We start from the raw sequence: 24,070 nt of genomic DNA, 5'->3' as shown, positions 1-24,070 counted from the left end.
TCTATGTATTTTTATATAGTAGATGATGAAAAAGCGGTTCGCTCAATGTTGGCTCAAATTATCGAGGATGAAGATCTTGGGGAGGTTATAGGAGAAGCTGAGGATGGTTTATCTTTAGAGCAACAAATGCTAATCCTTAAAAATATAGACATTTTATTTATCGATTTGTTAATGCCGATTCAAGATGGAATAAAAACAATCCGTCAAATAAAACCTTCGTTTAAAGGGAAAATCATCATGGTCTCTCAAGTAGAATCAAAAGAATTAATTGCTGAAGCTTATTCGCTTGGTGTTGAATACTATATTATTAAGCCAATTAACCGGATTGAAGTATTAACAGTTGTTCGGAAAGTCATTGAACGAATTCGTTTGGAAAAATCGATAAAAAACATTCAAGAATCGCTTAATATGGTACTAAAATTGGATAGTAATTCAAGTGCGCAAGAAAAATACCGTAATGAAAAACATTTAAATACTTTTAATCATTTTCAAAATTCCATTCATTTTCTTTTGTCTGAATTAGGAATAGCCAGTGAAAGTGGAAGTAAAGATTTAATGGATATGCTAGATTATTTATATAAATATGAACAAGATAACACGTTGGACCAAGGCTTTCCCTCACTAAAAGAGATTTTTATGAATTTGGCTCAAAAAAAACTTGGGGATTCAGCTGAAGATGCCGAATTAAAAAGGTTCATAGAAGCTTCCAAACAACGGATTCGGAGAGCAATTTATCAATCATTAAACCATTTAGCATCCCTTGGACTTACTGATTTTTTAAACCCGAAGTTCGAAAATTATGCTTCTAGATTTTTTGATTTTACTACCGTAAGGAGAAAGATGACAGAATTGAATAATGAACCAACATTACCTGCTCGTATTGATACGAAAAAATTTATTCAAGTTCTTTATTTTGAAGCAAAACGAATACACTTGGAGTTAAGATGATAAACTCTTGTTAAGTATTATTTTCAATTGATAGATTGATAATAGTTTTTCTTTTTATTCTCCTTTATTTCATATTAGTTTTAAAATCAGAAAATTCCGTATCGATTTGGTAGAAGTGCATGAACTTAGAACAAAAGAATATGTATTTTTTATTTTTTTAAACATTAATATTCATTAAAAAAAACGAGTATTTCCAAAATAAAATATAACTACATAGTAAGTTGAATTTAAAAAAAGATGCTATCTTCTAGCATCTTTTTTTCTTTAAGAGGAAATATCATTGATCCTTATATTATTTGAAATTCAAATGCGGGCATATAAATAAGGGAAAAGGAGATAATATTTAACAAATTATAATTGGAAATGGTATTTTAGGTCAGAAATGTTTTTATACTAATTAGGTTATTTGTACTAAATAAGCATAATGTCTCGCTTTTCTGTTCTTTAATCTTATAGTTATTTTTTATTAAGTACATATCGTTTTTTAGAAATCTCAATCCTAGCAGAGTATATAAATTGGGTGATAAAAATGTGGAACATAATTACCTCTTATCTTCCAGATTGGAAAGTCTTTGTACAAGCTTTTATCTTGTTTTTAATTCCGTATACTATCTCAAGATTTTTTCATTGGGTTCGTATGTCAGAGAAAGAGTGGGAAGAATGAGTTGGTGGAAGTCAAGAGACAAACAAGTGAAAAAAAATAATATTCAAATTAAAACGAAACAAGAGCATAAACTATCTCAAAATGCAAACGTTCATTTCACAAATGATTTTGCCTCTAACTTAGAACTTATAAAGCAACAAATCGGACATAATTCTGATGTTCGCTTTCGGAAGTTTAATATTGGACGCACAGATATTCAGGCTGGGATCGTTTTTGTTGATGGCCTATCAGATAAAGAGATAATTGACAAACATATTATGAAATTACTAATGGATGATTTTTCTGATGAATATAAAAATGAATCTTCTTATGTGGAGGGGACTGTTTCAAAAGAATATATTAAAAATAAAGTTCTTACAATTAGTGAAGTAGCAGAAGTCCATTACATAAAAGATTTAATACCCAAAGTATTGATAGGTTCAACAGCTCTTTTAATTGATGGTTTAGCAGATGTGTTTATTCTTGGTACAACAAAAGCAAATAAACGAAACATTGAAGAACCAGTATCGGAGGCATTAGTCAGAGGGCCACGGGTCGGTTTTACTGAAGTATTAAGTGATAATACCTCACTTTTGCGACGACATTGTGCGGATGAGAGCTTATCATTAGTAAAGCTACCAGTAGGAGAACGTGCAAAGAAAGAGTTAGTTGTGGCATTTATTAGAGATCTTGCTAGTACAGAATTGGTGGATGAAGTAAAAAACAGAATTCAGAAAATTGACATAGACAGTGTACTCGAATCTGGTTATATAGAGCAACTCATTGAAGATAATTATCTAAGTCCTTTTCCACAGATTCAAAATACAGAACGGCCTGATCGTGTTATTAGTGCTTTAATGGAAGGTCGAGTAGCTATTTTGTTAGATGGAACACCATTTGTTTTAATTGCTCCAGTTACATTTAGTATGCTGCTGCAATCACCAGAAGATTATTATGAAAGGTGGCTTCCTGGTACGCTTCTCCGCTTATTACGCTTCATGACAGCTTTTGTTTCATTATTTGCCCCAGCACTATATATTTCTTTTATTTCATTTCATCCAGGATTAATTCCCACTAAGCTCGCTATTTCTATTATCGGATCGCGAGAAGGAGTTCCTTTTCCCGCTTTAATAGAAGCGTTAATTATGGAAGTAGCTATCGAAGTTTTGCGAGAAGCAGGTTTACGTCTGCCTAAACCGATTGGGCCTGCAATGGGAATTGTGGGTGGTTTAATAATTGGTCAGGCTGCCGTAGAAGCAGGAATTGTTAGTCCAATAATGGTTATCGTTGTTGCGGTAACAGCTATTTCTTCTTTTACTATTCCGCAATATAGTGTGGGAATTACGTTACGCATTCTTCGTTTTATAGCTATGTTTTGTGCTGCGATATTTGGCTTGTATGGAGTTATTCTCTTCTTTCTTTTACTTTGCAGTCATTTAGTGAAACTGAAAAGTTTTGGCGTTCCTTATACCAGCCCTGCTGTTCCATATCGATTTAGTGACTGGAAAGATTTTATGGTTCGCATGCCATTAAAAATAATGAGACGTCGACCAAAAATAATGCATACCAAAAAAAATATCCGCAAAAGGTAGCTGATGACGAAAGGAAGTGGCCTTCAGTGATTACTAAACTTAAAGACCGAATAACAACTTCGCAAGCAGTTGTTATTATTGTAAATTACATACTTGGGACAGGAATCCTCACTTTGCCCAGAGCATCTGTGGAAAAAGTGAAAACACCAGATGTATGGCTAAGTGTGATATTAGGTGGAATACTGGCAATGGTTTCAGGAGTAATTATGGTCAAATTAAGTCAGCAGTTTCCAGAAAAAACATTTTACCAATACAGTCAAGATATTGTAGGGAAATGGATAGGCAGATTACTTAGTTTTCTTATTATAGGGTATTTTCTTACAACTTCAGCATTTCAAATTCGTTCAATGGCAGAAGTAATAAGCTTTTTTTTGCTCGAAGGAACCCCCACATGGGCTATTGTTATGCCTTTTATGTGGATAGGTCTCTATTTGATTATGAGTGGTATTAATTCAATTGCACGGATGTTTGAAATAATATTTCCTATTACTGTTTTTATTTTTTTAATCATTTCCTTTATGAGCATCGGAATATTCGAGATAGATAATCTCCGTCCCGTATTAGGTTTGGGAATTAAACCAGTATTAGATGGGATAAAAACAACGTCTCTCGCATATACAGGTCCTGAAATTATGTTAATTCTTTTGGTATTTATGGAACAACGAAATAAAGCAGTAAAAGCTATTTTAGTTGGAATTTCTATTCCGTTAATCTTTTATGTAATAACTGTTGTAATGGTCATTGGTGCATTATCAATTGATGGGGTTGTAACAAGAACATGGCCGACAATTGACCTTATGCGCAGTTTTGAAATTTCTGGATTAATATTTGAACGTTTTGAATCTTTACTGCTTGTAATATGGATTATGCAAATATTTGCTACCTATACGATTAGTTATTATGCAGCTGCATTAGGATTAGCACAACTCTTTAAAAAGAGAATTCATCCGTTTATTTTTGCTTTGATTCCAATCATTTACATCATTGCTATGACTTCGAAAAATATAAATGACTTGCTTAAATTGGGGGATATGCTCGGTAATGCTGCTTTATTTTTATTTGGTTTACTGCCACTGCTTCTTCTTATTATTACGCGATTAAAAGGAGGAGTAGTGTGAAAAATAAATTTAATTATATGCGGTTCTATTTGGCTTTGTTATGGACGCTTTTGCTTCTATTTTTAACAGGATGTTGGAGCAGTAAAGAAGTAGAAGAGTTGAGTTTAACTGCAGGTATAGCACTAGATAAAGGGAAGGATTCAACAATTGAGAAAGAGGATGAGGAAGGAGGTTATCCTAAAAGAAATCTTATAACAGCTACTTATCAAATTGTTAGTTCGCAAGCACAAAGTAAAGGAAATGGACAACAAAAACGTTATATAAATGTTTCTGAGACCGGTGATTCCATTCATCAAATTGTTCGTGAGTTTTCATTGAAAAGAGAGAGCACAATGTTCAGCCCACATTTAAAAAACATTGTTATTAGTGATAGTCTTGTACGTACATTCAGTTTAGAACAATTACTTGAACAGTATCTCCGTGACAATGAAGTTCGGCTTAGCTGTATGCTCTTAATTAGCAAGGGTCTAGCGAAGGAGGTACTGGAATCAAACAAAAAAGGAGAAATCCCAGCATTTCGTTTGTCTGGAATTGCAGATAATAGAAATAGAACAACAAGGATTTTACCTCCTGTATCGCTCGCTAAATTGGAAGGAAAGATGCGGTCAGGGTCCAGTTTTCTTTTGCAAAATGTAATCTCGATAAAAGGAGAAACAAAATTTGCAGGAGCTGCTGTAATTAAAGGGAAGACAAAAAAGTTGATGGGCTTTTTAAATGAACAGGAATTGGAAGGAGTAGTATGGATAAACGGAAAAAGGAATGGTGGTGTGGTAAAAACTTTTGATAAAGAATCAAAGAAACTTATTATATACGAGATAAAGTCAATAAAAAGCAAAATCATACCACATGTTAACGGAAATAATATTTCCTTTGATGTAAACATTGAATCAGAAGGGCGTTTGTCTGAAAATTGGATGCAATCAGGAAAAGATTTTGAAAATGAATTTTTAAAAAGGGAAGAAAAAGCTATTGAAAAAGAAGTAAAGCACTTAGTACATCATGTTACAAAAAAAATACAAAAAGAATACCAAGTCGATATTGCGGGTTTTGGCAACCAATTAAGAATTAAACACCCGAGAACATGGGAGAAAGTCAAAAAAGATTGGGATCAAACATTTAGTAAAGTACCGATTAAATATCATATAAATGTAACTATACAAGATTATGGAGCGTCAAGTTTAAAACGGTGAGATACATTAATTGAAATTATATTTACATCAAAACAAAAAGTTATAAAAGTTTTAATTTGAAAATTTTTGTAACTTTTTGTTTTTTTATGTCCTTCTTATTATAGATTAAAGAAATGATTTTATCCCGCTATTTGCCGGGCAGTAAGACCCACACCTCAAAATTCAGCGAAAGCAAAGAAGTTATTAGAGGTATATGTAAGCTCTATATAGGAAGGAGAATTTTGAAATTCTATTGATAAACCAAGTAATTGTAATAGCCCTTATTTAGAATAATAATTTCAAAATCAATAAAATTTAGAGTAGAAGGAGTAAGAGCAAATTATTATGAATAAACAAATAGGATTCATCGGATGTGGAAACATGGGTATTGCTATGATAGGTGGGATGATTAAAAAAAATATAGTTTCTCCAGATCAAATAATTTGTTCAGATTTAAATGTCATTAATTTAAAAAATGCTAGTAATGAATATGGCATAACTATAACTATTAACAACAATGAAGTCGCTAACAGCGCTGACATTTTAATTTTATCAATCAAACCAGATTTATACTCATCGGTAATTAACCAAATAAAAGATCAAATAAAAAATGATGTAATCGTTGTAACTATTGCTGCAGGGAAAAGTATTAAGAGCACTGAGAATGAATTTGGTAGAAAGTTAAAAGTTGTTAGAGTAATGCCTAATACACCGGCACTTGTTGGAGAAGGAATGTCTGCGTTATGTTTTAATGAAATGGTTACAGAAAAAGATATAAAAGAGGTACTGAACATATTTAATATTTTCGGCCAGACGGAGGTCATAAATGAAAAACTAATGGATGTTGTTACATCTATTAGTGGTTCTTCTCCAGCATATGTGTATATGTTTATAGAAGCCATGGCAGATGCTGCTGTACTTGGCGGTATGCCGAGAAAACAAGCTTATAAATTTGCGGCTCAGGCTGTATTAGGTTCTGCAAAAATGGTATTGGAAACAGGAATACATCCAGGTGAATTGAAGGATATGGTTTGTTCTCCAGGTGGAACGACGATAGAGGCTGTAGTAACGCTAGAAGAAAAAGGTTTAAGAACAGCTATCATTTCAGCTATGAAACGTTGTACGCAAAAATCTATGGAAATGTCTAGTTTAACTAGTAAGTGAGAAGCGAATTTATATAATATTTTAAATCTATTTAATGTAAAAGAAATATTATGAGGCTAGTTAATAACTAAGTAAATTTATATACAACACTAACGAGAAGAATAAACCTTATTTTAAAGGGGATACAGAAAATATGAGTAATTTACTAAAAAAGAAATCCGTTACACAATTGTTAGAGCATAATCAAAGCAAGACTTTAACGAAAACATTAGGAGCATTTGATTTAATTATGTTAGGGGTAGGCTCGATAGTTGGAACGGGTGTTCTTGTGTTAACTGGATTAGTAGCAGCAAGAAATGCTGGCCCAGCAGTTGTTTTTTCATTTATACTTGCAGCAATTATATGTGGATTTATAGCATTATGTTACGCGGAAATTGCTTCTACACTCCCGGCGTCTGGTAGTGTATATACATACTCATATGCAACAATTGGTGAGTTTGTTGCTCATCTAGTAGGTTGGTCATTGCTATTAATATATATCGTGGCAACAGCGGCTGTCGCTGCTGGATGGACAGGCTATTTCCACAATTTAATAAAGGGATTTGGATTAGAGATACCTAAAGCTCTAGTAACGATTCCTTCGCATGGTGGTATTGTGAATCTACCAGCAGTAATCATTACATTGATATTAGCATGGATGTTATCCCGTGGTACGAGGGAAAGTAAACGAATCAATAATACAATGGTATTGATTAAAATTGGAATGATTTTGTTGTTTATTACGGTTGGTATATTCTATGTAAAACCAATGAACTGGATACCAATTGCACCATACGGTTTAAGTGGAGTTTTTACGGGTGGAGCAGCTATTTTATTCGCTTTTACGGGTTTTGATATATTAGCAACTTCAGCAGAAGAAGTAAAAGATCCGAAACGTAATCTTCCGATCGGTATTATTGCATCATTAATCATATGTACAATTATTTATGTTATGGTATGCCTTGTTATGACAGGAATGGTTTCCTATAAAGAATTAAATGTTCCTGAGGCGATGGCTTATGTAATGGAAGTTGTAGGACAAGGAAAAGTCGCTGGTGCAATTGCTGCAGGTGCTGTAATTGGCCTTATGGCTGTTATTTTTTCCAATATGTATGCGGCAACACGAGTATTCTTTGCAATGAGTCGTGATGGATTGTTACCGAAATCATTTGCGAAAGTTAATAAGAAAACTGGAGCACCCACTTTTATAACTGGATTGGCAGGAATAGGGAGCTCTATAATAGCTGGGTTTATTGATTTGAAAGAATTAGTTAATTTAGTTAATATCGGTAGTTTGGTGACGTTTGCGTTAGTTTGTCTATCAGTTATTATTCTACGTAAATCACACCCAAATTTAAAACGTGGATTTATGGTACCTTTTGTACCTGTATTACCATGCGTTGCAATTGTATGCTGTTTGTTTTTAATGCTAAATTTACCGTTAAGGACATGGGTGTACTTTAGTATTTGGATTACTATTGGGGTAGTAATATATTTCCTTTATTCGATAAAACACAGTAATTTAAATGAGGAAACGATCTCGAAATTACATGATAAAATTGCGAGATAATAACGATAGAAAATTTTATTAATAATCATATTGATAGTTGAGGAACATAGAAACAGTTTTTTGACATTTAGCAAGAGATAAAATCAGAGATGCTAGGGCAGCTAAGTACTTTTTTAGAAACCTTGCTTGTTTTTTACGATTTAAAACTGCTAAGGAGAGAGAAGTATGAGTGAATTGCATTTTATGAGTATAGAAGAATTAGATAATAAATTGAAAAAATCTGACAGTGGTATTTATTTCATTAAAGATTATAATGACAATATTATTTATGTAGGCAAGGCTTTTAGTATAAAAAGTAGAGTATTAGCTCATTTTAATAGTTATTCCAATATTGAGGAATATGTCCATTTATTTAATAAAGTAGCGTATCTCATTGAAGATAGTTTGTTAAAACGCTCATTGTTACAAGTTACTTATATGATTAAATATAAACCAGTATTAAACAAAGAAGTACAAAAAGAATTCCCAGAGTTGTATACTCAATACATTAAGCAGACAAATAAAAAATCTATGTTGTTAGAAATTGATGAAGCTAAAGAAAAAGGGGATGAGTTAAAGAATAAATTAGTAAAATTAGTGGGTGGAAAAACTATGTTTTATGACATAATTTCTCTGTTAAACAATGGATATAACTATCATGTCCTCGCAAAAGTATTGAACATAGAACTTCAAACTTTAATTATAATAAAAGAACACCGAAATAAATTCCCGATACCACATAATTATAAGAGGACAATAAAACATCAAGATATAATGTATGCTTTATCTGGAAAAAAGAATTTAAGTACTTCAAGGTTAAACACTTAACTTTAAAATAGTAAATTCGTTGCTTTTGTAGCTTTTATTGTTATATTGAAATGCAATGTACATTTGTGTTTCAAATTTAATTGGTGGAATAAGGGGAGGGAAAGGGTTCCTATAAAAATACTGGAATAAATTAGGTTGCTTATGCATAAATAGCATAATTAGGTACATGTTATTTATAAATATTCAAAGATGCGAAAGTAATACAAATGAAATTCTTATTTCTGCTACTACAAGTACTATTGAGCAAATGAAGTATGAAATTGCTTTTGAACTAGGAGTCACACTGGGACCTGATACATCACATCATCTGCAAATGGTTCGGATCGGTGGAGAGATTACAAAACGCTTAGTTCGAATGGCTGAAAAACAGTTAACAGGTCAATACAGAGTACACTAAGAAAATAAGCCGTATATATATATGGATTATTTTTCCTTTAATTTACAAAAAAATAAATTTCGAAATTGAAAAAACCTCTCAGATTCCTTTGCAATAAACTTTTTTAGTTGTATTAATGACATAGGTATCAAAAGATAATCAACCCGATACGAACGATGTATGAGCCCTTAAAAGAGTTTTGGTGTTATTTGTAATTTTAATTTCATAATACTTAAGCCGATATAATAAAATGTTTTATGTCTAAATTGATATAAAGTAATAATTATTAAGTGATATTTCTTTTTTATAGAATAAGTAAAAACTGATATTGTAGTAATTACTGTTTTGAGGTCAATTTACTGTGCACCTTAATTATTGAAGTTTTTTTGTTGATTAACAACTATTGTATTTGGAAATTAATAATAAGTTTATCCCGCTATTTGCCGGGCAGTAAGACCTCCACCTCAAAATTCAGCGGAAGCAAAGAAGTTAGGTGGGGGGCGGGCTGCCCGTAAAAGCCCGATTGGTGAGAGCTAATAATCAGTGGGGGATGAACAAAACCCCCACTGATTAAAGTTTCACTTTATGTGATGCGGTAATAAAACTATCTAGTTTGCTATTCTTAGTATTTGTAAAGTCTATATATTTTTCCTCTTTTGTGGAAAGTAAAACTATTGTTACGACCAGTAATATAGTGTCATGTTTTTGAATATTCCATTCGTTTTTTATTTTTAGTTGATGAAAAGACCTTTCTCTCAATTAAATATTTAATTGAGTACTTGAATTTCCTCCACCTTGTACTTTTCAAAGCATAGTGCTTCAAAAATAGCCGTATCGCTTTCATCTGTTTCCAATTTCACAACTTCTTTATTATCTTTTTCTAAAATTTGGAGCAAAATAGTTTTTCAGTTTCACATTTAAATTAGCAGTATTTATTTTTTGAATTCAATTTGTATAAATGATTGAATTGGAACTTTGACTGTTGTTTCTTGCGGTGGTACAGTATCTCCTGTTACTTTCGCTTTATTTTAAATCTTTTTCCAGCTTGGTCCTCGCATTGACTACCACTGTATTTTGAAGTAATTCACTGTTTTCTCAAGTTCAATAATTATATTTTGTAGAATTAAGAAAAGAACTTAGTGTATTTCCTTTACTTATCTACTCTGATATTTAGATGCTAACTACAATTAAATAATATATGATTTTTATAAAAAAGATATAGTAATATTTTGTTGTGAATTGTACTAATTTGATATTTTATAGTATTATTTGTCGTGAATTATATATAACAAAATATATTTTATGGATCTATAAAGGAGAATGTAATGAATACTTCTATCGATATACAACACTTGTGTGATCTTGCACATAAAGCATTTAATGCCCCTGTACATATTTTATCTGCAGACAGAAAAATTTTATATCATTCTACATCTGATAATGTTTGTAGTCCTTTTTATTCTTCAAAAGAAGAACATCTTAGTGATATTTATCAAGAAAACGATCCCTGTAACTTGCCACTTTTTCGAAGCAACAACTATCTTGAAAATTTTGTTCTAATTCATATAGAAAATCATGATGATATTAAAGGGACTATTATAATCGGTCCTACTATACATTCAAAAGATTCAGATGATATGATCATAAAATTTCAGAAAGAATTTAAATCAAATGATAACATTCAAGAAAGACTTGCCTATTATCAGTGTTTATCTGAGATTAAAAAAACTACATTAATTGATATGGGAATTTTATTACATTACATGATTTTCAATGAAAAGTTAGATGTAGATATTGTCTTGGAAAAAAATAAAGTACTAGAGGAAACTCCTAATAAAAATGTGAAACCTGATTTATATATTTTAAAACGTCGACAAAACAAACCTAAAACGCACAATATGGCATTAGTAAATGATTTCTTTTCGACTATCAAAGAAGGAAATAAAAAAAAGTTAATACAGTATATGTATGCGGTTTCGCAAGAAGATGTTGAACTTATGCTAGTAGAGGATCCGCTCAGGAATCAAAAAAACCTTGGAATTATTGCGATTACCTTAGCCACTCGATATGCAATAGAAGGAAATCTGCCACCAGATATTGCTTTTGCCCATAGTATTTTATATATACAAACCCTAGAACAATTAGATAATGTAGAATCTGTAAAGCGATTATCAGGGGACGCTTTACGTACCTTTGCAGATCGTGTGAAAGAATACAATGCAAAAAAGTATTCTTACGCGGTTACTACATGTATAAAACATATTAATAAAAATGTTTACGATGGAATATCTCTGAATGAACTTGCTAATCATTTAGAAATTACGCCTACTTATCTGTCTAAACTATTTAAAAAAGAAATGGGAATTACTTTAAGCGAATATATTCAAAGGGAACGAGTGGAAGAAGCAAAGAAATTATTAACCCTCACTACTTATTCGTTATCAGATATCTGTGCTTGGCTTAACTTTAATGACCAAAGTTATTTTATAAGAGTTTTCAAAAAAATCACTAGCATGACTCCTAGGCAGTACCGTGAAAAATATACAATAATATAAGCTTGTTATTTGCTGTCTCCAATGTAAAGACTTAAACATGGGTGTAAGTATCCCAAAAGATGAAAATACTGGACTTATTACTCTAGAAAGAGTTTGTGATTTGTCTAGAAAAAGAACTTGTATTCAAATAGACGTATGAGATTAACCAGATATTATCTTGTTAGCGGAACAGTTTCAATTTTTAGGAGTTAGAAAAATAATGGAGAAACAAAGTATATCTATTTTTTTAATAACAATCATGTGCTGAATTTATCCCGCTATTTGCCGGGCAGTAAGACCTCCATCTAAAAATTCAGCGAAAGCAAAGAAGTTAGGTGGGGGGCGGGCTGCCCGTAAAAGCCCGATTGGTGTGGGCTAATAATCAGTGGGGATGAACAAAACCCCCACTGATTAAAGTTGCACTTTATCGGTATAGTTCTGAATCAGATAAACTAGTCTGATGTCAGCTCAAACAAATAGCTCTTGAAGACTTTATAAACACATATGTGAGCAAAAGCTCAATGGAAATCTTTGTACCATATTGTTAATTTGAAAAAATACACTAACCGTTATTTTGCTAAAGGAAATAAAAAGACAGAAGGCTGCAAAGTGTTCCAAGGAAGCTTTGTAGCTTTTTTGTAATTTAAAACCTATGTTTATAACGAAGATAAGTTTATAGACTAATATCTTCATACTAGATATTTATTAATAATGATATTAGGATTTTTTGTGAAAAATCAATAATATAACATATATTACTAAATATATCTACATTTTATGCAATTATACATAACTAAATAAAGGTAAAAAAGTATAAAAAGACCTATTATATTATTCTATAAGTATTTTTTCTAAAATAAAATTTCTTGGTTGAGCTAAAATAGTTATTTTTAACCGTATACACATTAATTTGTAATCATTCCAATTACAGAAATGAAATTTACGAATAACTATATTTATATAATTTTTTTCGGGACATTTTTTTATTTAACAGTGAATTATCGAGCTTAATCGACAAAATTTTTCTATTTACGCATTAAAAATTTAATGTTTTAATGAACAACATAACTGGTATGACCAGACAGAAAGGAGAAGGTTACGCTAATAGGAATTATAGTGAAGTTATAAGTAACATTATGTCTTTAATAATTTTCTAAATAGTCAATTTATTTACAAGAGGTCAAGAATCAAATTGGTAATAAACGTGTTCTAAGTTTCTGCATAACAAAAGTGAAGTTATTCCGCAATAAAAGTATAAGCAATGTACAGTATAATTTCATCTTTTGTTGTCTAGTAAGGAGTTTGCTGACAAAACTAAGAAGGATATTATCAAATTGAAATTAAACAATGTTATGACAAGATTAACTGTAAGCATTGGTTTATTGATCCTCACGATTCTGTAAGTTAAACCGCAACTTTAGGAAAGAATTAATAATTTACTACTCATAAGGTGCCTGATTCAAATATAGTTAATAAATTTTTGTTATTTATATTTTAAAAAATAGAGTATCGAAATGAGAGATAAATAAAATCCTTACATCCTATTAGAAGTAAAAAACAACGATATTAACGTATCTGAAAGATTTCTCCTTCTTATCCAGTTTACAAAGAGAGCGGTCGTACAAGTTATATGAATTAAGTTATAAAAACAATGGTAAAGGAGTGTACGGAATGAAAACTAAAATAATGACAGGATTTTTAATAACATCCATTGTAACTGGAGCAACTATTCCTATCAATACTCTCGCAACACCAATCGTTCAAGCAGAAACTCAACAAGAAAACATGGATATTTCTTCATCATTACGAAAATTAGGTGCGCATTCTAAATTAGTCCAAACGTATATTGATCAATCTTTAATGAGTCCTAATGTACATCTAGAGGAAGTCCCAGCTTTAAATACCAATCAATTCCTAATCAAACAAGATATGAAGGAATGGTCATCGGAACTCTATCCACAGTTAATTCTATTAAATTCAAAAAGTAAAGGATTTGTAACAAAATTTAATAGTTATTACCCGACATTAAAATCGTTTGTAGACAATAAAGAAGATAGAGAAGGGTTTTCGGATAGACTTGAAGTACTTCAAGAAATGGCTATGACGAATCAAGAAAATGCGCAACGACAAATCAATGAATTAACAGATCTTAAATTACAGCTTGATAAAAAATTAAAAGATTTTGATACTGATGTGGCAACTGCGCAAGGCATACTAAGTACAGATGGAACAGGAAAAATAGATCAGTTAAAAAATGAAATATTAAATACCAAAAAAGCAATTCAAAATGATTTACAACAAATTGCATTAATACCAGGAGCTTTAAATGAGCAGGGATTTGCTATATTCAAAGAAGTTTATAGTCTTTCAAAAGAAATTATTGAACCGGCTGCTCAAGCAGGGGTGGCAGCGTATAACAAAGGAAAAGAAATTAACAACTCTATTCTAGAAGCGGAGAAAAAAGCGGCGCAAGAAGCGACAGAACAAGGTAAAACTGCTCTAGAGATTGAATCAGCAAAAAAAGCAGCTCGTGAAGCAATTGAGAAAAGCAAACAAGGTGAAATAGCAGCCGCAGCCGCAGCCGCAGCAAAAACACAAGAGTATGACCTGATGAAAGCCATTGATACCGAAAAGATTAAGAAAACATTTGGCGTTTTTGCTGAAGTAAATAAATTAACAGCAGAACAGCGAGCATATTTAGATGATTTAGAGAAACAAAATCAAAAAATATATGATTTAACAACGAAATTATCAATAGCTGATTTACAAAAATCAATGCTTCTTCTTACACAAAATGATTTGCATACGTTTGCAAATCAAGTAGATGTAGAACTTGATCTACTAAAGCGCTATAAAGAAGATTTAAATCTAATAAAAAATAGCATTACAAAATTATCTACTAATGTTGATACAACTAACGAGCAGTCACAAAAAGATACATTAAGACAATTAAAAAATGTAATAAGTTACCTTGAAGAACAAGTATATAAATTTTAATATTGCGTTTTTTGGGAATTCATAAAGATTATAAGCATTTAGCGAAAGAAGGAGAATAGTCATGAAAAAATTTCCATTCAAAGTACTAACTTTAGCTACATTAGCAACTGTTATAACTGCTACTACCGGTAACACTATTCATGCATTTGCACAAGAAACGACCGCTCAAGAACAAAAAGTAGGCAATTATGCATTAGGCCCCGAAGGACTGAAGAAAGCATTGGCTGAAACAGGTTCTCATATTCTAGTAATGGATTTATACGCAAAAACAATGATTAAGCAACCAAATGTAAATTTATCTAATATCGATTTAGGGTCAGAGGGGGGAGAGTTGCTCAAAAATATTCACCTTAATCAAGAGCTGTCACGAATCAATGCGAATTACTGGTTAGATACAGCGAAGCCACAGATTCAAAAAACTGCTCGTAATATTGTAAATTACGATGAACAATTTCAAAATTATTACGAAACATTAGTAGAAACTGTACAAAAGAAAGATAAGGCAGGTTTAAAAGAGGGTATAAATGATTTAATTACTACAATCAATACAAATTCAAAAGAAGTTACAGATGTGATTAAGATGCTACAAGACTTCAAAGGGAAACTATATCAAAATTCTATAGATTTTAAAAATAATGTTGGTGGTCCAGATGGGAAAGGTGGATTAACTGCAATATTAGCAGGTCAACAGGCAACGATTCCACAACTTCAAGCTGAAATTGAGCAACTTCGTTCTACTCAGAAAAAACATTTTGATGATGTATTAGCATGGTCAATTGGTGGTGGATTGGGAGCAGCTATTTTAGTTATTGCAGCTATTGGAGGAGCGGTAGTTATTGTTGTAACTGGCGGTACAGCAACACCGGCTGTTGTTGGTGGACTCTCGGCTCTTGGTGCAGCTGGTATCGGTCTAGGAACAGCGGCTGGTGTCACAGCATCTAAGCATATGGACTCCTATAATGAAATTTCTAACAAAATCGGAGAATTAAGTATGAAAGCAGATCGTGCTAATCAAGCAGTTCTTTCGCTTACTAACGCGAAAGAAACATTGGCATATTTATACCAGACTGTAGATCAAGCGATATTGTCTCTAACAAATATTCAAAAGCAATGGAATACAATGGGTGCAAATTATACAGATTTATTGGATAATATCGATTCTATGCAAGACCACAAATTCTCTTTAATACCAGATGATTTAAAAGCCGCTAAAGAAAGTTGGAATGATATTCATAAAGATGCAGAATTCATTTCAAAAGATATTGCTTTTAAACAGGAGTAGAACTGAAATTTAAAACCTAAATTGGAGGAAAATGAAATGATAAAAAAAATCCCTTACAAATTACTCGCTGTATCGACGTTATTAACTATTACAACTGCTAATGTAGTTTCACCAGTAACAACTTTTGCAAGTGAAATTGAACAAACGAACAATGAAGATACAGCACTTTCTGCAAATGAAGCGAGAATGAAAGAGACCTTGCAAAAGGCTGGATTATTTGCAAAATCTATGAATGCCTATTCTTATATGTTAATTAAGAATCCTGATGTGAATTTTGAGGGAATTACCATTAATGGGTATGTAGATTTACCTGGTAGAATCGTACAAGATCAAAAGAATGCAAGGGCACATGCCGTTACTTGGGATACGAAAGTAAAAAAACAGCTTTTAGATACATTGAATGGTATTGTTGAATACGATACAACATTTGATAATTATTATGAAACAATGATAGAGGCGATTAATACAGGGGATGGAGAAACTTTAAAAGAAGGGATTACAGATTTACGAGGTGAAATTCAACAAAATCAAAAGTATGCACAACAACTAATAGAAGAATTAACTAAATTAAGAGACTCTATTGGACACGATGTTAGAGCATTTGGAAGTAATAAAGAGCTCTTGCAGTCAATTTTAAAAAATCAAGGTGCAGATGTTGATGCCGATCAAAAGCGTCTAGAAGAAGTATTAGGATCAGTAAACTATTATAAACAATTAGAATCTGATGGGTTTAATGTAATGAAGGGTGCTATTTTGGGTCTACCAATAATTGGCGGTATCATAGTGGGAGTAGCAAGGGATAATTTAGGTAAGTTAGAGCCTTTATTAGCAGAATTACGTCAGACCGTGGATTATAAAGTAACCTTAAATCGTGTAGTTGGAGTTGCTTACAGTAATATTAATGAAATGCACAAGGCGCTTGATGATGCTATTAACGCTCTTACTTATATGTCCACGCAGTGGCATGATTTAGATTCTCAATATTCGGGCGTTCTAGGGCATATTGAGAATGCAGCTCAAAAAGCCGATCAAAATAAATTTAAATTCTTAAAACCTAATTTAAATGCAGCGAAAGACAGTTGGAAAACATTACGAACAGATGCTGTTACATTAAAAGAAGGAATAAAGGAATTAAAAGTGGAAACTGTTACTCCACAAAAATAGGGAAATATTAATTCTGTTGTAAAGTGAACTAAAACATAGAAAGTCTATGATTACACTGTTAAACAGAAAAGTAATAATTAATAAATCCTTATATAACAGAAAGGCGGAGTCTCATTAAAGACTTCGCCTTTCAATTATATATAAGTATGATTCGAATAAAAAATAACCTTGTAGTTTAATTGCTTTTTTAAAATTTGCAACAGAATCGGTTAATTTGAAGCAGATTATATACATTTTCTTTAATACTTAATGATTTGAAGGCTGCTAAAGAAAGTTCAAACGATACTGATAAAAGATGTAGAACTCATTTTGAAAGACATCGCTTTTTAATAAGATTAGAACTTGAAACCATACCTTATATAGGAGGAATACGAAATGATGAAAAAAATCCCTCATAAACTACTCGCTGTATCAGCATTTTTAACTATAACAACTACTTATGCAGTCATACCACTAGAAACTTTTGCAATTGAAATTGAACAAACGAACACTGAAAATATGTCTCTTTCAGCAAATGAAGAACAGATGAAAAAAGCTTTGCAAGATGCTGGTTTATTTGCAAAAGCTATGAATGAATATTCTTATTTGCTAATTAATAATCCAGATGTGAGTTTTGAAGGAATAACTATTAATGGAAATGCAGATTTACCTAGTAAAATTGTACAAGATCAAAAGAATGCAAGAGCACATGCTGTTACATGGAATACACAAGTAAAAAAACAGCTTTTTGATACATTGACAGGCATTATAGAATACGATACAAAATTTGAAAATTATTATGAAACATTAGTAGAGGCGATCAATACTGGAAATGGAGATACTTTAAAAAAAGGGATTATAGATTTACAGGGAGGAATTCAACAAAATCAAAAGTCTGCAAAAGCATTAATAGAAGAATTAATTCAATTAAAAAATGCTATTGGAGAAGATGTTAGAACATTTGGAAGTCATAAAGAGACATTGCAATCGATTTTAAAAAACCAAGGTGCTGATGTGGAGGCTGACCAAAAGCGTCTAGAGGACCTTTTAGGACAAGTAAAATATCAGAAAGACATAGAATCTAAGGGCTTAGACATGGTGAAAATCCCCTTTATTCCAACCTTGATTGCTGGTGGCATAATGATAGGTGATGCAAGAGGTAAGTTAGGTTGGCTAGAACCTGAATTAGAAAAATTGCGTCAGACTGTAGATTATAAAATAACATTGAATCGTGTAGTTGGAGTTGCATTTCATAATATTAGTGATATGCATAGTATGCTTGATAGTGCTATCACTGCTCTTACTTATATGTCTACGCAATGGGAGGATTTAGATTCTCAATATTCGGGTGTACTGGGACATATTGATAAAGCTGATCAAAAAGCTGATCAAAATAAATATAAATTCTTAACCCCTAGCTTGAATGCAGCGAAAAACAGTTGGAAAACATTAAAAACAGATGTTGTCACTTTGCAAGAAGGGATAAAAATTGCAGAGAAAAAAGAACAGGATTTTTTGAATCAGCTTCGTCCATCAAACGTTTTCTACTTTTATAAAAAAATTCATAACGCATACACTTTTGAAATAAAGACTGGAACAAATGCGCCAAATGCGTCTTATAAAGTTATGAATTTAACTAAAAACACTGTTCATAATATGTGGAGTGGAGGGGCTAATACTAACATGTGGGCTGATTGGCTTTCATTCAATCCAAATGATGAATTTGCGGTAGTAGCAGTAGTGGATGGTAAAGAATATGTTGTGTATAAAGACAAAGTACAAAATATAATGAACTGAATCTGAAAGTAACGAAGTAATTGGAGCTGGACAATAAACTAGACAACAAGTTAATTGAAAAATCTCCTTATATCCTAGAATATTTTGCTCAAGAAAAAGAATTTGTTCAGCGAAAAAGTAAATATTGAACCAAGGGGTTAGTTGTCTTATGTGTATGGTTTTACCGAAAGGTTTCAAGTACATTACTCATACAATTATGTAGTTATCCTGAAGCATCTACAGGTGTTCTTATCGACCTTGAAGAACTACTTAGCTTCCTAAGTTGAGTGATTTTATGCAAAATTAAGTGAACGTTTTTGTACATAGATTAGTTGACATTTATATAGTTTTTTTCCATTTTTAAAGATAGTTTTGTTTTTTATGTTATTTTTCAAAAATTACTGCTGAAATTTCTATATTCATCACTCAGCATATAATCATTGTTTGATGAAATGACATACCACGTCCCTTAGAGTTTCAGACATATTACGATAAATTAAAGAAAAAAGATAATAGTAGTCAACGGTTACTATTATCTTTTTTGAACTATTTTTCATTAAAATATCTCATCTGCTGTGCTCCGTATTTACTTTTCTAGATTTTATCCTAGTTTAAAATTTATGCATTTGAACTGTTTATACAATTTGTAGGATTTTTAGTTTTTTTGTCGAATACACTTAATGCAAGGAGGGACATTACATGATTATTAAAGATTATTTCATCAACCTTTCTATTTTTTCTTTATTAGTTAGCGCAGCAATATTTATTCAAGTGTTTACAATTAATTCTAGTCGATATTTTGAAAAGCTCTATGGAGGGATTATTGCAGTTACGTTAATGTTCTTTTCTTTTCCATACATGGGATTTTCCTACGATCTTCGAGTTGTTCCTCTTATTCTATCTTTTATTTACTTTGGTCGTATTGCTGGTTGGATTACGTTAATTAGCATAATTGTAATGCGTATCTTTTACACAGGAGGGTACTGGGAACCTCCTGTGATTGCTTATTTAGGTATGGGGATTCTATTTTCTACCTTTAAAACTTATTTTAAAAAACTACATCCTTTTAAAAGTGCATCGTTATATTTTTCTGTTTTTATTGGAATAAAGTGGTTAGTTGGCGTATTATTTAATACTACATTACTTTACACAGGAGGCTTATTATATATAGCGTTAGGACTTTTAATTGGGCTATTTCTTATGGAAGCCTACCAGAGATTGTATTATTTAACACAGGACTTATCTAAAATGAATCGAGAATTAAAAAAATCGAAGCAAGAACTTGCAGATACCGTACATGAGCTTCAAGGAGGAATTTTTAAATTTAAAAAAGTGGGTAAGCACTTTATACACACTTTATGTGATGGACAGTTTTATTATCAAAACGGATTTTATTCTGAACAGGTGGTAGGAAAAAGCTTACGTACTATTGATGCTTCTATTGTTCCTCCACATTTAGTTCCACAATTGATGAAGTACTATCTTCAGGCATGGGAAGGAAAAGAAATTATATTTGAATTACCTTGGCCAAATGATAAAACTATTATTCTTATTGCGCTTAGGCCGATTAAACGAAATGGACAAGTTATTGAAGTTGTTGGTTCTACAGTTGATATAACCGAAAGGAAAAAGGTAGAATCAGAATTAAGCGCTACCAAAGAATTATTGGAATCATTTATAAAGCACAATCTAGATGCTATTACCATTTCTGATCGAGAAGGGCATATTTTACAAGCGAATAAAGCTTATGAAAAGATATTTGGGTGGTCATCACAAGAAATCATAGGTAAGAGATTACCTTGTGTACCAGATTTTTTAATGGAAGAATCGCTTAAAAATATTCAGAAAATTCTAACAGGTGAATCTGTGGTTACTAGATTAGAAACTGTTAGACAAAGGAGCGATGGGAGTCTTCTTGATGTCAGTCTGACAGTTTCTCCTATACTAGATGTAAGAGGAAATGTGATAGCTTTATCAGCAATATGTAGAGACATCTCTGAAAGAAAACAAGCAGAAAGAGAACGACATCGATTACACCAGCAATTAAGAGATAGTGAAATGAAGTACCGTGCACTAATTGAACAAGCAACTGATGCGGTATATGTAGTAGAGCTGAATGAAGATAATGCTCCAAGTCGATTTATTGAGGTAAACCCTGTTGGGTGTAGAAGATTTGGATATAGTAGAGAAGAGTTGCTCTCATTATCATTTTCAAATATAGTACCACAAGATTCTCAAATAATCGTAAGGTTATTAGAAAAAATTGAAAAGGGACAAACTTCCTTCACTTTGCAAGATGAATATGTTTTTCCAACAGGAAAAGTAATAACAACTGAGTTTAGTGTTCGTGTTTTTAACTTAAATGGTAAAAAAGTTTTCCTAAGTATTTCTCGTGATATCACTGAACGGCTAAAAACAGAAGAATTATTACGAAAATCTGAAAAACTTGCTGTTGTAGGACAATTAGCGACTGTAATGGCTCATGAGATTAATAATCCATTAACTACAATGAAAGGGTTCATGCAATTACTAAAATCAACGGAAAATGAAAATAATCAAGGTTATATAAATATAGTATCATCAGAGATTGAGCGTATAGAGAGTATTACAACTGAATTTATGGCGGTAGCCAGACCACAGGTGGTAAAAATAAAACCTAATGATATTAGTGTGCTAATGGATCAAGTTTTAATGCTACTACAACCTCAAGCAATGATGAATAATATAAAAATTAGAATCGATCTTAACCCTGGTATTCCATTGATTTCATGTGAAGGAAATCAATTAAAGCAAGTATTTGTTAATATATTAAAAAATGCAATTGAATCTATGCCGATGGGAGGAGAAATTCTCATTCAATTAAATATACTTGATAATAATCAAGTAAGTATTCGTTTTATCGATCAAGGGTGTGGGATTCCAAAAGAACGTATACCATACCTCGGAGAACCTTTTTATAGTATTAAAGAAGAGGGGATTGGCTTAGGGTTAATGATCTGTTATAAAATCATTGAAACACATCAGGGAAAGGTATTTATTGAGAGTGAAGTGAATAAGGGAACTACAGTTGAAGTCACTCTCCCTATTTGTACACTTCAAAATTAATATGTTCTTTTACTGAAATTTTTTAAGAAACCATACAAAATGTAATGCTAATGTTACTTAATGAAATAATAAAGAGAAGAACACTGGTAAATGTACCCTATAGAATAGACACTTGAAAAAGCCTGTTATAAAAACATCCTTTCTTTAGAACCAAAAGAAAGGATGTTTTTAATATTGTAATTTTTCTTAGAGATATTTCAAATTTTTACTTGTAATACATTTTTTAACTAATTTTGGTTAAGTTAGTTAAAAAGGCATTATTTTTAATGAGCATATTGACATATAAATATCCCTCATTTTTAAAATAGAAATTTCTAAAAACTATATATAGGTTCTTTTTGAAAGGAAGGGTATTATCAATTGAAACCACATGAAAAAGTACCTGTTCACTCTATAAAATCTTTGCAGGAATTAATGCAATTACTAAAAAAATCTAAAGATTTTATAACGTTGGAGATCGCTTCAAACAAATCCTCTATAGTCATTTCATATTTTAGAACCTTAATCGATGTAAATATATTTCATGAAGAGGTTTTAACTTATATAAAAGAGAAGAGCTGCGATTCATTACAAGATATTCGGTCTGTCTTACCCTTTGAAAATTCAAAAATAACAAATCAAATTGAAGATATTCAGGATAGTATTTTAAATGGCTATATACTTATTCAGTTCGATACAGATAAACTAAATTGTTTGTTAGTAAATGTGTCAAAGAAAGAAAAAAGGGATATTACAAAAGCTGAAATTGAATACAATATTGTGGGTCCGCAAATCGCATTTGTCGAAGATTTAGATGTAAATTTAAATTTAGTACGTAGAAAGCTCCCAACACCTTATTTACAAATGAAGGAATTGAAAGTAGGCTCTCTCTCTAACACAACTGTTGCGATTGTATTTATTGAGGGAATTGTAAATGATCAAAATCTACAAGAAATTATAAAAAGGGTAAGTCAAATAAAAACAGACCATGTTTTGGATAGTACTTATTTGATGCAGTTAATTGCAGACAACCCAAATTCTATATTCCCTCAATTTTTGAATACAGAACGTCCGGACCGTGTGGCAGCTGTATTAGCAGAAGGGAAAATTGCACTTTTTGTAGATGGCTCGCCTTATGCCATCACTCTTCCAACAACATTAATTGATTTTTTTTCTACGACAGAAGATTACACCATGCCTTGGATTATAGCCTCTTTTTTTCGTCTATTAAGGCTTTTTGCTTTTATATTTTCTGTCTTAACGACGCCATTATATGTCTCGATCTTAACATATCATTACGAGCTTATCCCAAAAGAACTTCTTGAAACGTTAATTATATCGAGAAGTAAAGTACCTTTTCCTCCATTAATTGAAGCACTTTTTTTAGAAATAACGATTGAATTACTGAGAGAAGCAGGGGCACGTTTACCAACTAAAGTGGGTTTAACTGTCGGTATCGTAGGTGGTATTGTAATTGGACAAGCATCGGTAGAAGCAAGTCTTACAAGTAACGTACTTATTATCATTGTTGCACTTTCAGCTCTTAGTTCATTTACAGCACCAATATATCGAATTGGTAATACAATTCGAGTAATTCGTTTTCCTTTTATAATATCTGCACACCTATTGGGCTTATTAGGAATTGTTTTAACAAGTTCTTTCCTTTTAGTACGCTTATTACGTACAGAATCATTAAGACGTCCTTATTTGTTCCCTTTTTATCCTACACGTCCTACAGATTGGAAAGACAGCATTATACGTATGCCAATCTCAGCGATGTTTCGACGTCCTATTTTTTCAAGGTCTAAACAGCGTTTTCGCTTTAATCCAGAAGAGGTAGAGAAAAATAAAATCATATCACGAAATGATTTTGATGATTGAATTTAAC

General features: G+C 31.7%; 16 protein-coding genes. 15 read left to right on the top strand and 1 reads right to left on the bottom strand.

What is annotated here, in order from left to right:
- The first annotated feature begins 3 nt into the window (after window positions 1-3).
- The 8 genes from N2V80_RS15460 (at window position 4) to N2V80_RS15425 (ending at window position 9,387) form a co-directional block, all read left to right on the top strand.
- A complete protein-coding gene (locus N2V80_RS15460; RefSeq protein WP_061655834.1) occupies window positions 4-948 on the top strand; it encodes a response regulator in 945 nt (314 codons plus the stop codon).
- A gap of 660 nt (window positions 949-1,608) precedes the next feature.
- Entirely contained in the window at window positions 1,609-3,183 is a 1,575-nt protein-coding gene (locus tag N2V80_RS15455) for a spore germination protein (RefSeq protein WP_061655833.1), read from the top strand.
- A gap of 26 nt (window positions 3,184-3,209) precedes the next feature.
- On the top strand, window positions 3,210-4,301 hold the full coding sequence (locus N2V80_RS15450; protein ID WP_061655832.1) for a spore germination protein: 1,092 nt from the start codon (window positions 3,210-3,212) through the stop codon (window positions 4,299-4,301).
- Window positions 4,298-5,491: a Ger(x)C family spore germination protein gene (locus N2V80_RS15445; RefSeq protein WP_000790799.1), complete on the top strand. Its 1,194-nt coding sequence runs from the start codon at window positions 4,298-4,300 to the stop codon at window positions 5,489-5,491. The genes N2V80_RS15450 and N2V80_RS15445 overlap by 4 nt, the downstream gene beginning before the upstream one ends.
- A 324-nt stretch (window positions 5,492-5,815) precedes the next feature.
- On the top strand, window positions 5,816-6,634 hold the full coding sequence (proC, locus tag N2V80_RS15440) for a pyrroline-5-carboxylate reductase (protein WP_061655831.1): 819 nt from the start codon (window positions 5,816-5,818) through the stop codon (window positions 6,632-6,634).
- 133 nt (window positions 6,635-6,767) lie between these two features.
- Window positions 6,768-8,183, top strand: a complete 1,416-nt coding sequence (locus N2V80_RS15435; RefSeq protein ID WP_000067454.1) for an amino acid permease — start codon at window positions 6,768-6,770, stop codon at window positions 8,181-8,183.
- 165 nt (window positions 8,184-8,348) lie between these two features.
- The gene (locus N2V80_RS15430; protein ID WP_001292158.1) at window positions 8,349-8,990 is read left to right on the top strand and encodes an excinuclease ABC subunit C; all 642 of its coding nucleotides are present in this window, start codon (window positions 8,349-8,351) and stop codon (window positions 8,988-8,990) included.
- A 166-nt stretch (window positions 8,991-9,156) separates the two neighbouring features.
- On the top strand, window positions 9,157-9,387 hold the full coding sequence (locus tag N2V80_RS15425; protein ID WP_000897397.1) for an alpha/beta-type small acid-soluble spore protein: 231 nt from the start codon (window positions 9,157-9,159) through the stop codon (window positions 9,385-9,387).
- A gap of 746 nt (window positions 9,388-10,133) precedes the next feature.
- On the opposite strand, the gene N2V80_RS15420 is transcribed toward N2V80_RS15425, so the two are convergent.
- Complete coding sequence (locus tag N2V80_RS15420) at window positions 10,134-10,262, bottom strand: hypothetical protein (RefSeq protein ID WP_000939299.1); 129 nt, start codon at window positions 10,260-10,262, stop codon at window positions 10,134-10,136.
- Between the two features lie 429 nt (window positions 10,263-10,691).
- On the opposite strand from N2V80_RS15420, the gene N2V80_RS15415 reads away from it, so the two are divergent.
- The 7 genes from N2V80_RS15415 to N2V80_RS15380 all read left to right on the top strand — a co-directional run bounded on the left by N2V80_RS15415 (window position 10,692) and on the right by N2V80_RS15380 (window position 24,063).
- Window positions 10,692-11,921 (top strand): helix-turn-helix domain-containing protein, encoded by a 1,230-nt coding sequence (locus N2V80_RS15415; RefSeq protein ID WP_001097905.1) that lies wholly within the window; start codon window positions 10,692-10,694, stop codon window positions 11,919-11,921.
- Window positions 11,922-13,571: 1,650 nt separating this feature from the next.
- On the top strand, window positions 13,572-14,897 hold the full coding sequence (hblC, locus tag N2V80_RS15410) for a hemolytic enterotoxin HBL lytic component L2 (RefSeq protein WP_061655836.1): 1,326 nt from the start codon (window positions 13,572-13,574) through the stop codon (window positions 14,895-14,897).
- 61 nt (window positions 14,898-14,958) lie between these two features.
- Window positions 14,959-16,179 carry a hemolytic enterotoxin HBL lytic component L1 gene (gene hblD / locus N2V80_RS15405; RefSeq protein WP_061655837.1) on the top strand — a complete coding sequence of 407 codons (1,221 nt, stop codon included), beginning with the start codon at window positions 14,959-14,961 and terminating at the stop codon, window positions 16,177-16,179.
- A gap of 36 nt (window positions 16,180-16,215) precedes the next feature.
- Window positions 16,216-17,343 carry a hemolysin BL binding component B gene (hblA, locus tag N2V80_RS15400; RefSeq protein WP_061655838.1) on the top strand — a complete coding sequence of 376 codons (1,128 nt, stop codon included), beginning with the start codon at window positions 16,216-16,218 and terminating at the stop codon, window positions 17,341-17,343.
- A 375-nt stretch (window positions 17,344-17,718) separates the two neighbouring features.
- Complete coding sequence (hblB, locus tag N2V80_RS15395; protein ID WP_061139116.1) at window positions 17,719-19,119, top strand: hemolysin BL regulatory component HblB; 1,401 nt, start codon at window positions 17,719-17,721, stop codon at window positions 19,117-19,119.
- 678 nt (window positions 19,120-19,797) lie between these two features.
- Window positions 19,798-22,203 (top strand): PAS domain S-box protein, encoded by a 2,406-nt coding sequence (locus tag N2V80_RS15385; protein ID WP_061655839.1) that lies wholly within the window; start codon window positions 19,798-19,800, stop codon window positions 22,201-22,203.
- Between the two features lie 360 nt (window positions 22,204-22,563).
- A complete protein-coding gene (locus N2V80_RS15380; RefSeq protein ID WP_000802290.1) occupies window positions 22,564-24,063 on the top strand; it encodes a spore germination protein in 1,500 nt (499 codons plus the stop codon).
- Window positions 24,064-24,070 lie beyond the last annotated feature (7 nt).

The sequence above is a fragment of the Bacillus sp. FSL W8-0640 genome (assembly GCF_038007725.1).
Taxonomy (GTDB): Bacteria; Bacillota; Bacilli; order Bacillales; family Bacillaceae_G; genus Bacillus_A; species Bacillus_A cereus.
The sequence above is the reverse complement of the archived record's forward strand: the minus strand, read 5'-3'. Positions and strand labels throughout refer to the sequence as shown.

Excerpts from the sequence above, each read along its gene's own strand:
- N2V80_RS15460 (WP_061655834.1), top strand. The coding sequence starts at position 4 with ATGTATTTTTATATAGTAGATGATGAAAAAGCGGTTCGCTCAATGTTG.
- N2V80_RS15455 (WP_061655833.1), top strand. The coding sequence starts at position 1,609 with ATGAGTTGGTGGAAGTCAAGAGACAAACAAGTGAAAAAAAATAATATT.
- N2V80_RS15435 (WP_000067454.1), top strand. The coding sequence starts at position 6,768 with ATGAGTAATTTACTAAAAAAGAAATCCGTTACACAATTGTTAGAGCAT.
- proC (WP_061655831.1), top strand. The coding sequence starts at position 5,816 with ATGAATAAACAAATAGGATTCATCGGATGTGGAAACATGGGTATTGCT.
- N2V80_RS15415 (WP_001097905.1), top strand. The coding sequence starts at position 10,692 with ATGAATACTTCTATCGATATACAACACTTGTGTGATCTTGCACATAAA.
- hblD (WP_061655837.1), top strand. The coding sequence starts at position 14,959 with ATGAAAAAATTTCCATTCAAAGTACTAACTTTAGCTACATTAGCAACT.
- hblC (WP_061655836.1), top strand. The coding sequence starts at position 13,572 with ATGAAAACTAAAATAATGACAGGATTTTTAATAACATCCATTGTAACT.
- N2V80_RS15430 (WP_001292158.1), top strand. The coding sequence starts at position 8,349 with ATGAGTGAATTGCATTTTATGAGTATAGAAGAATTAGATAATAAATTG.
- hblB (WP_061139116.1), top strand. The coding sequence starts at position 17,719 with ATGATGAAAAAAATCCCTCATAAACTACTCGCTGTATCAGCATTTTTA.
- hblA (WP_061655838.1), top strand. The coding sequence starts at position 16,216 with ATGATAAAAAAAATCCCTTACAAATTACTCGCTGTATCGACGTTATTA.
- N2V80_RS15425 (WP_000897397.1), top strand. The coding sequence starts at position 9,157 with ATGTTATTTATAAATATTCAAAGATGCGAAAGTAATACAAATGAAATT.
- N2V80_RS15385 (WP_061655839.1), top strand. The coding sequence starts at position 19,798 with ATGATTATTAAAGATTATTTCATCAACCTTTCTATTTTTTCTTTATTA.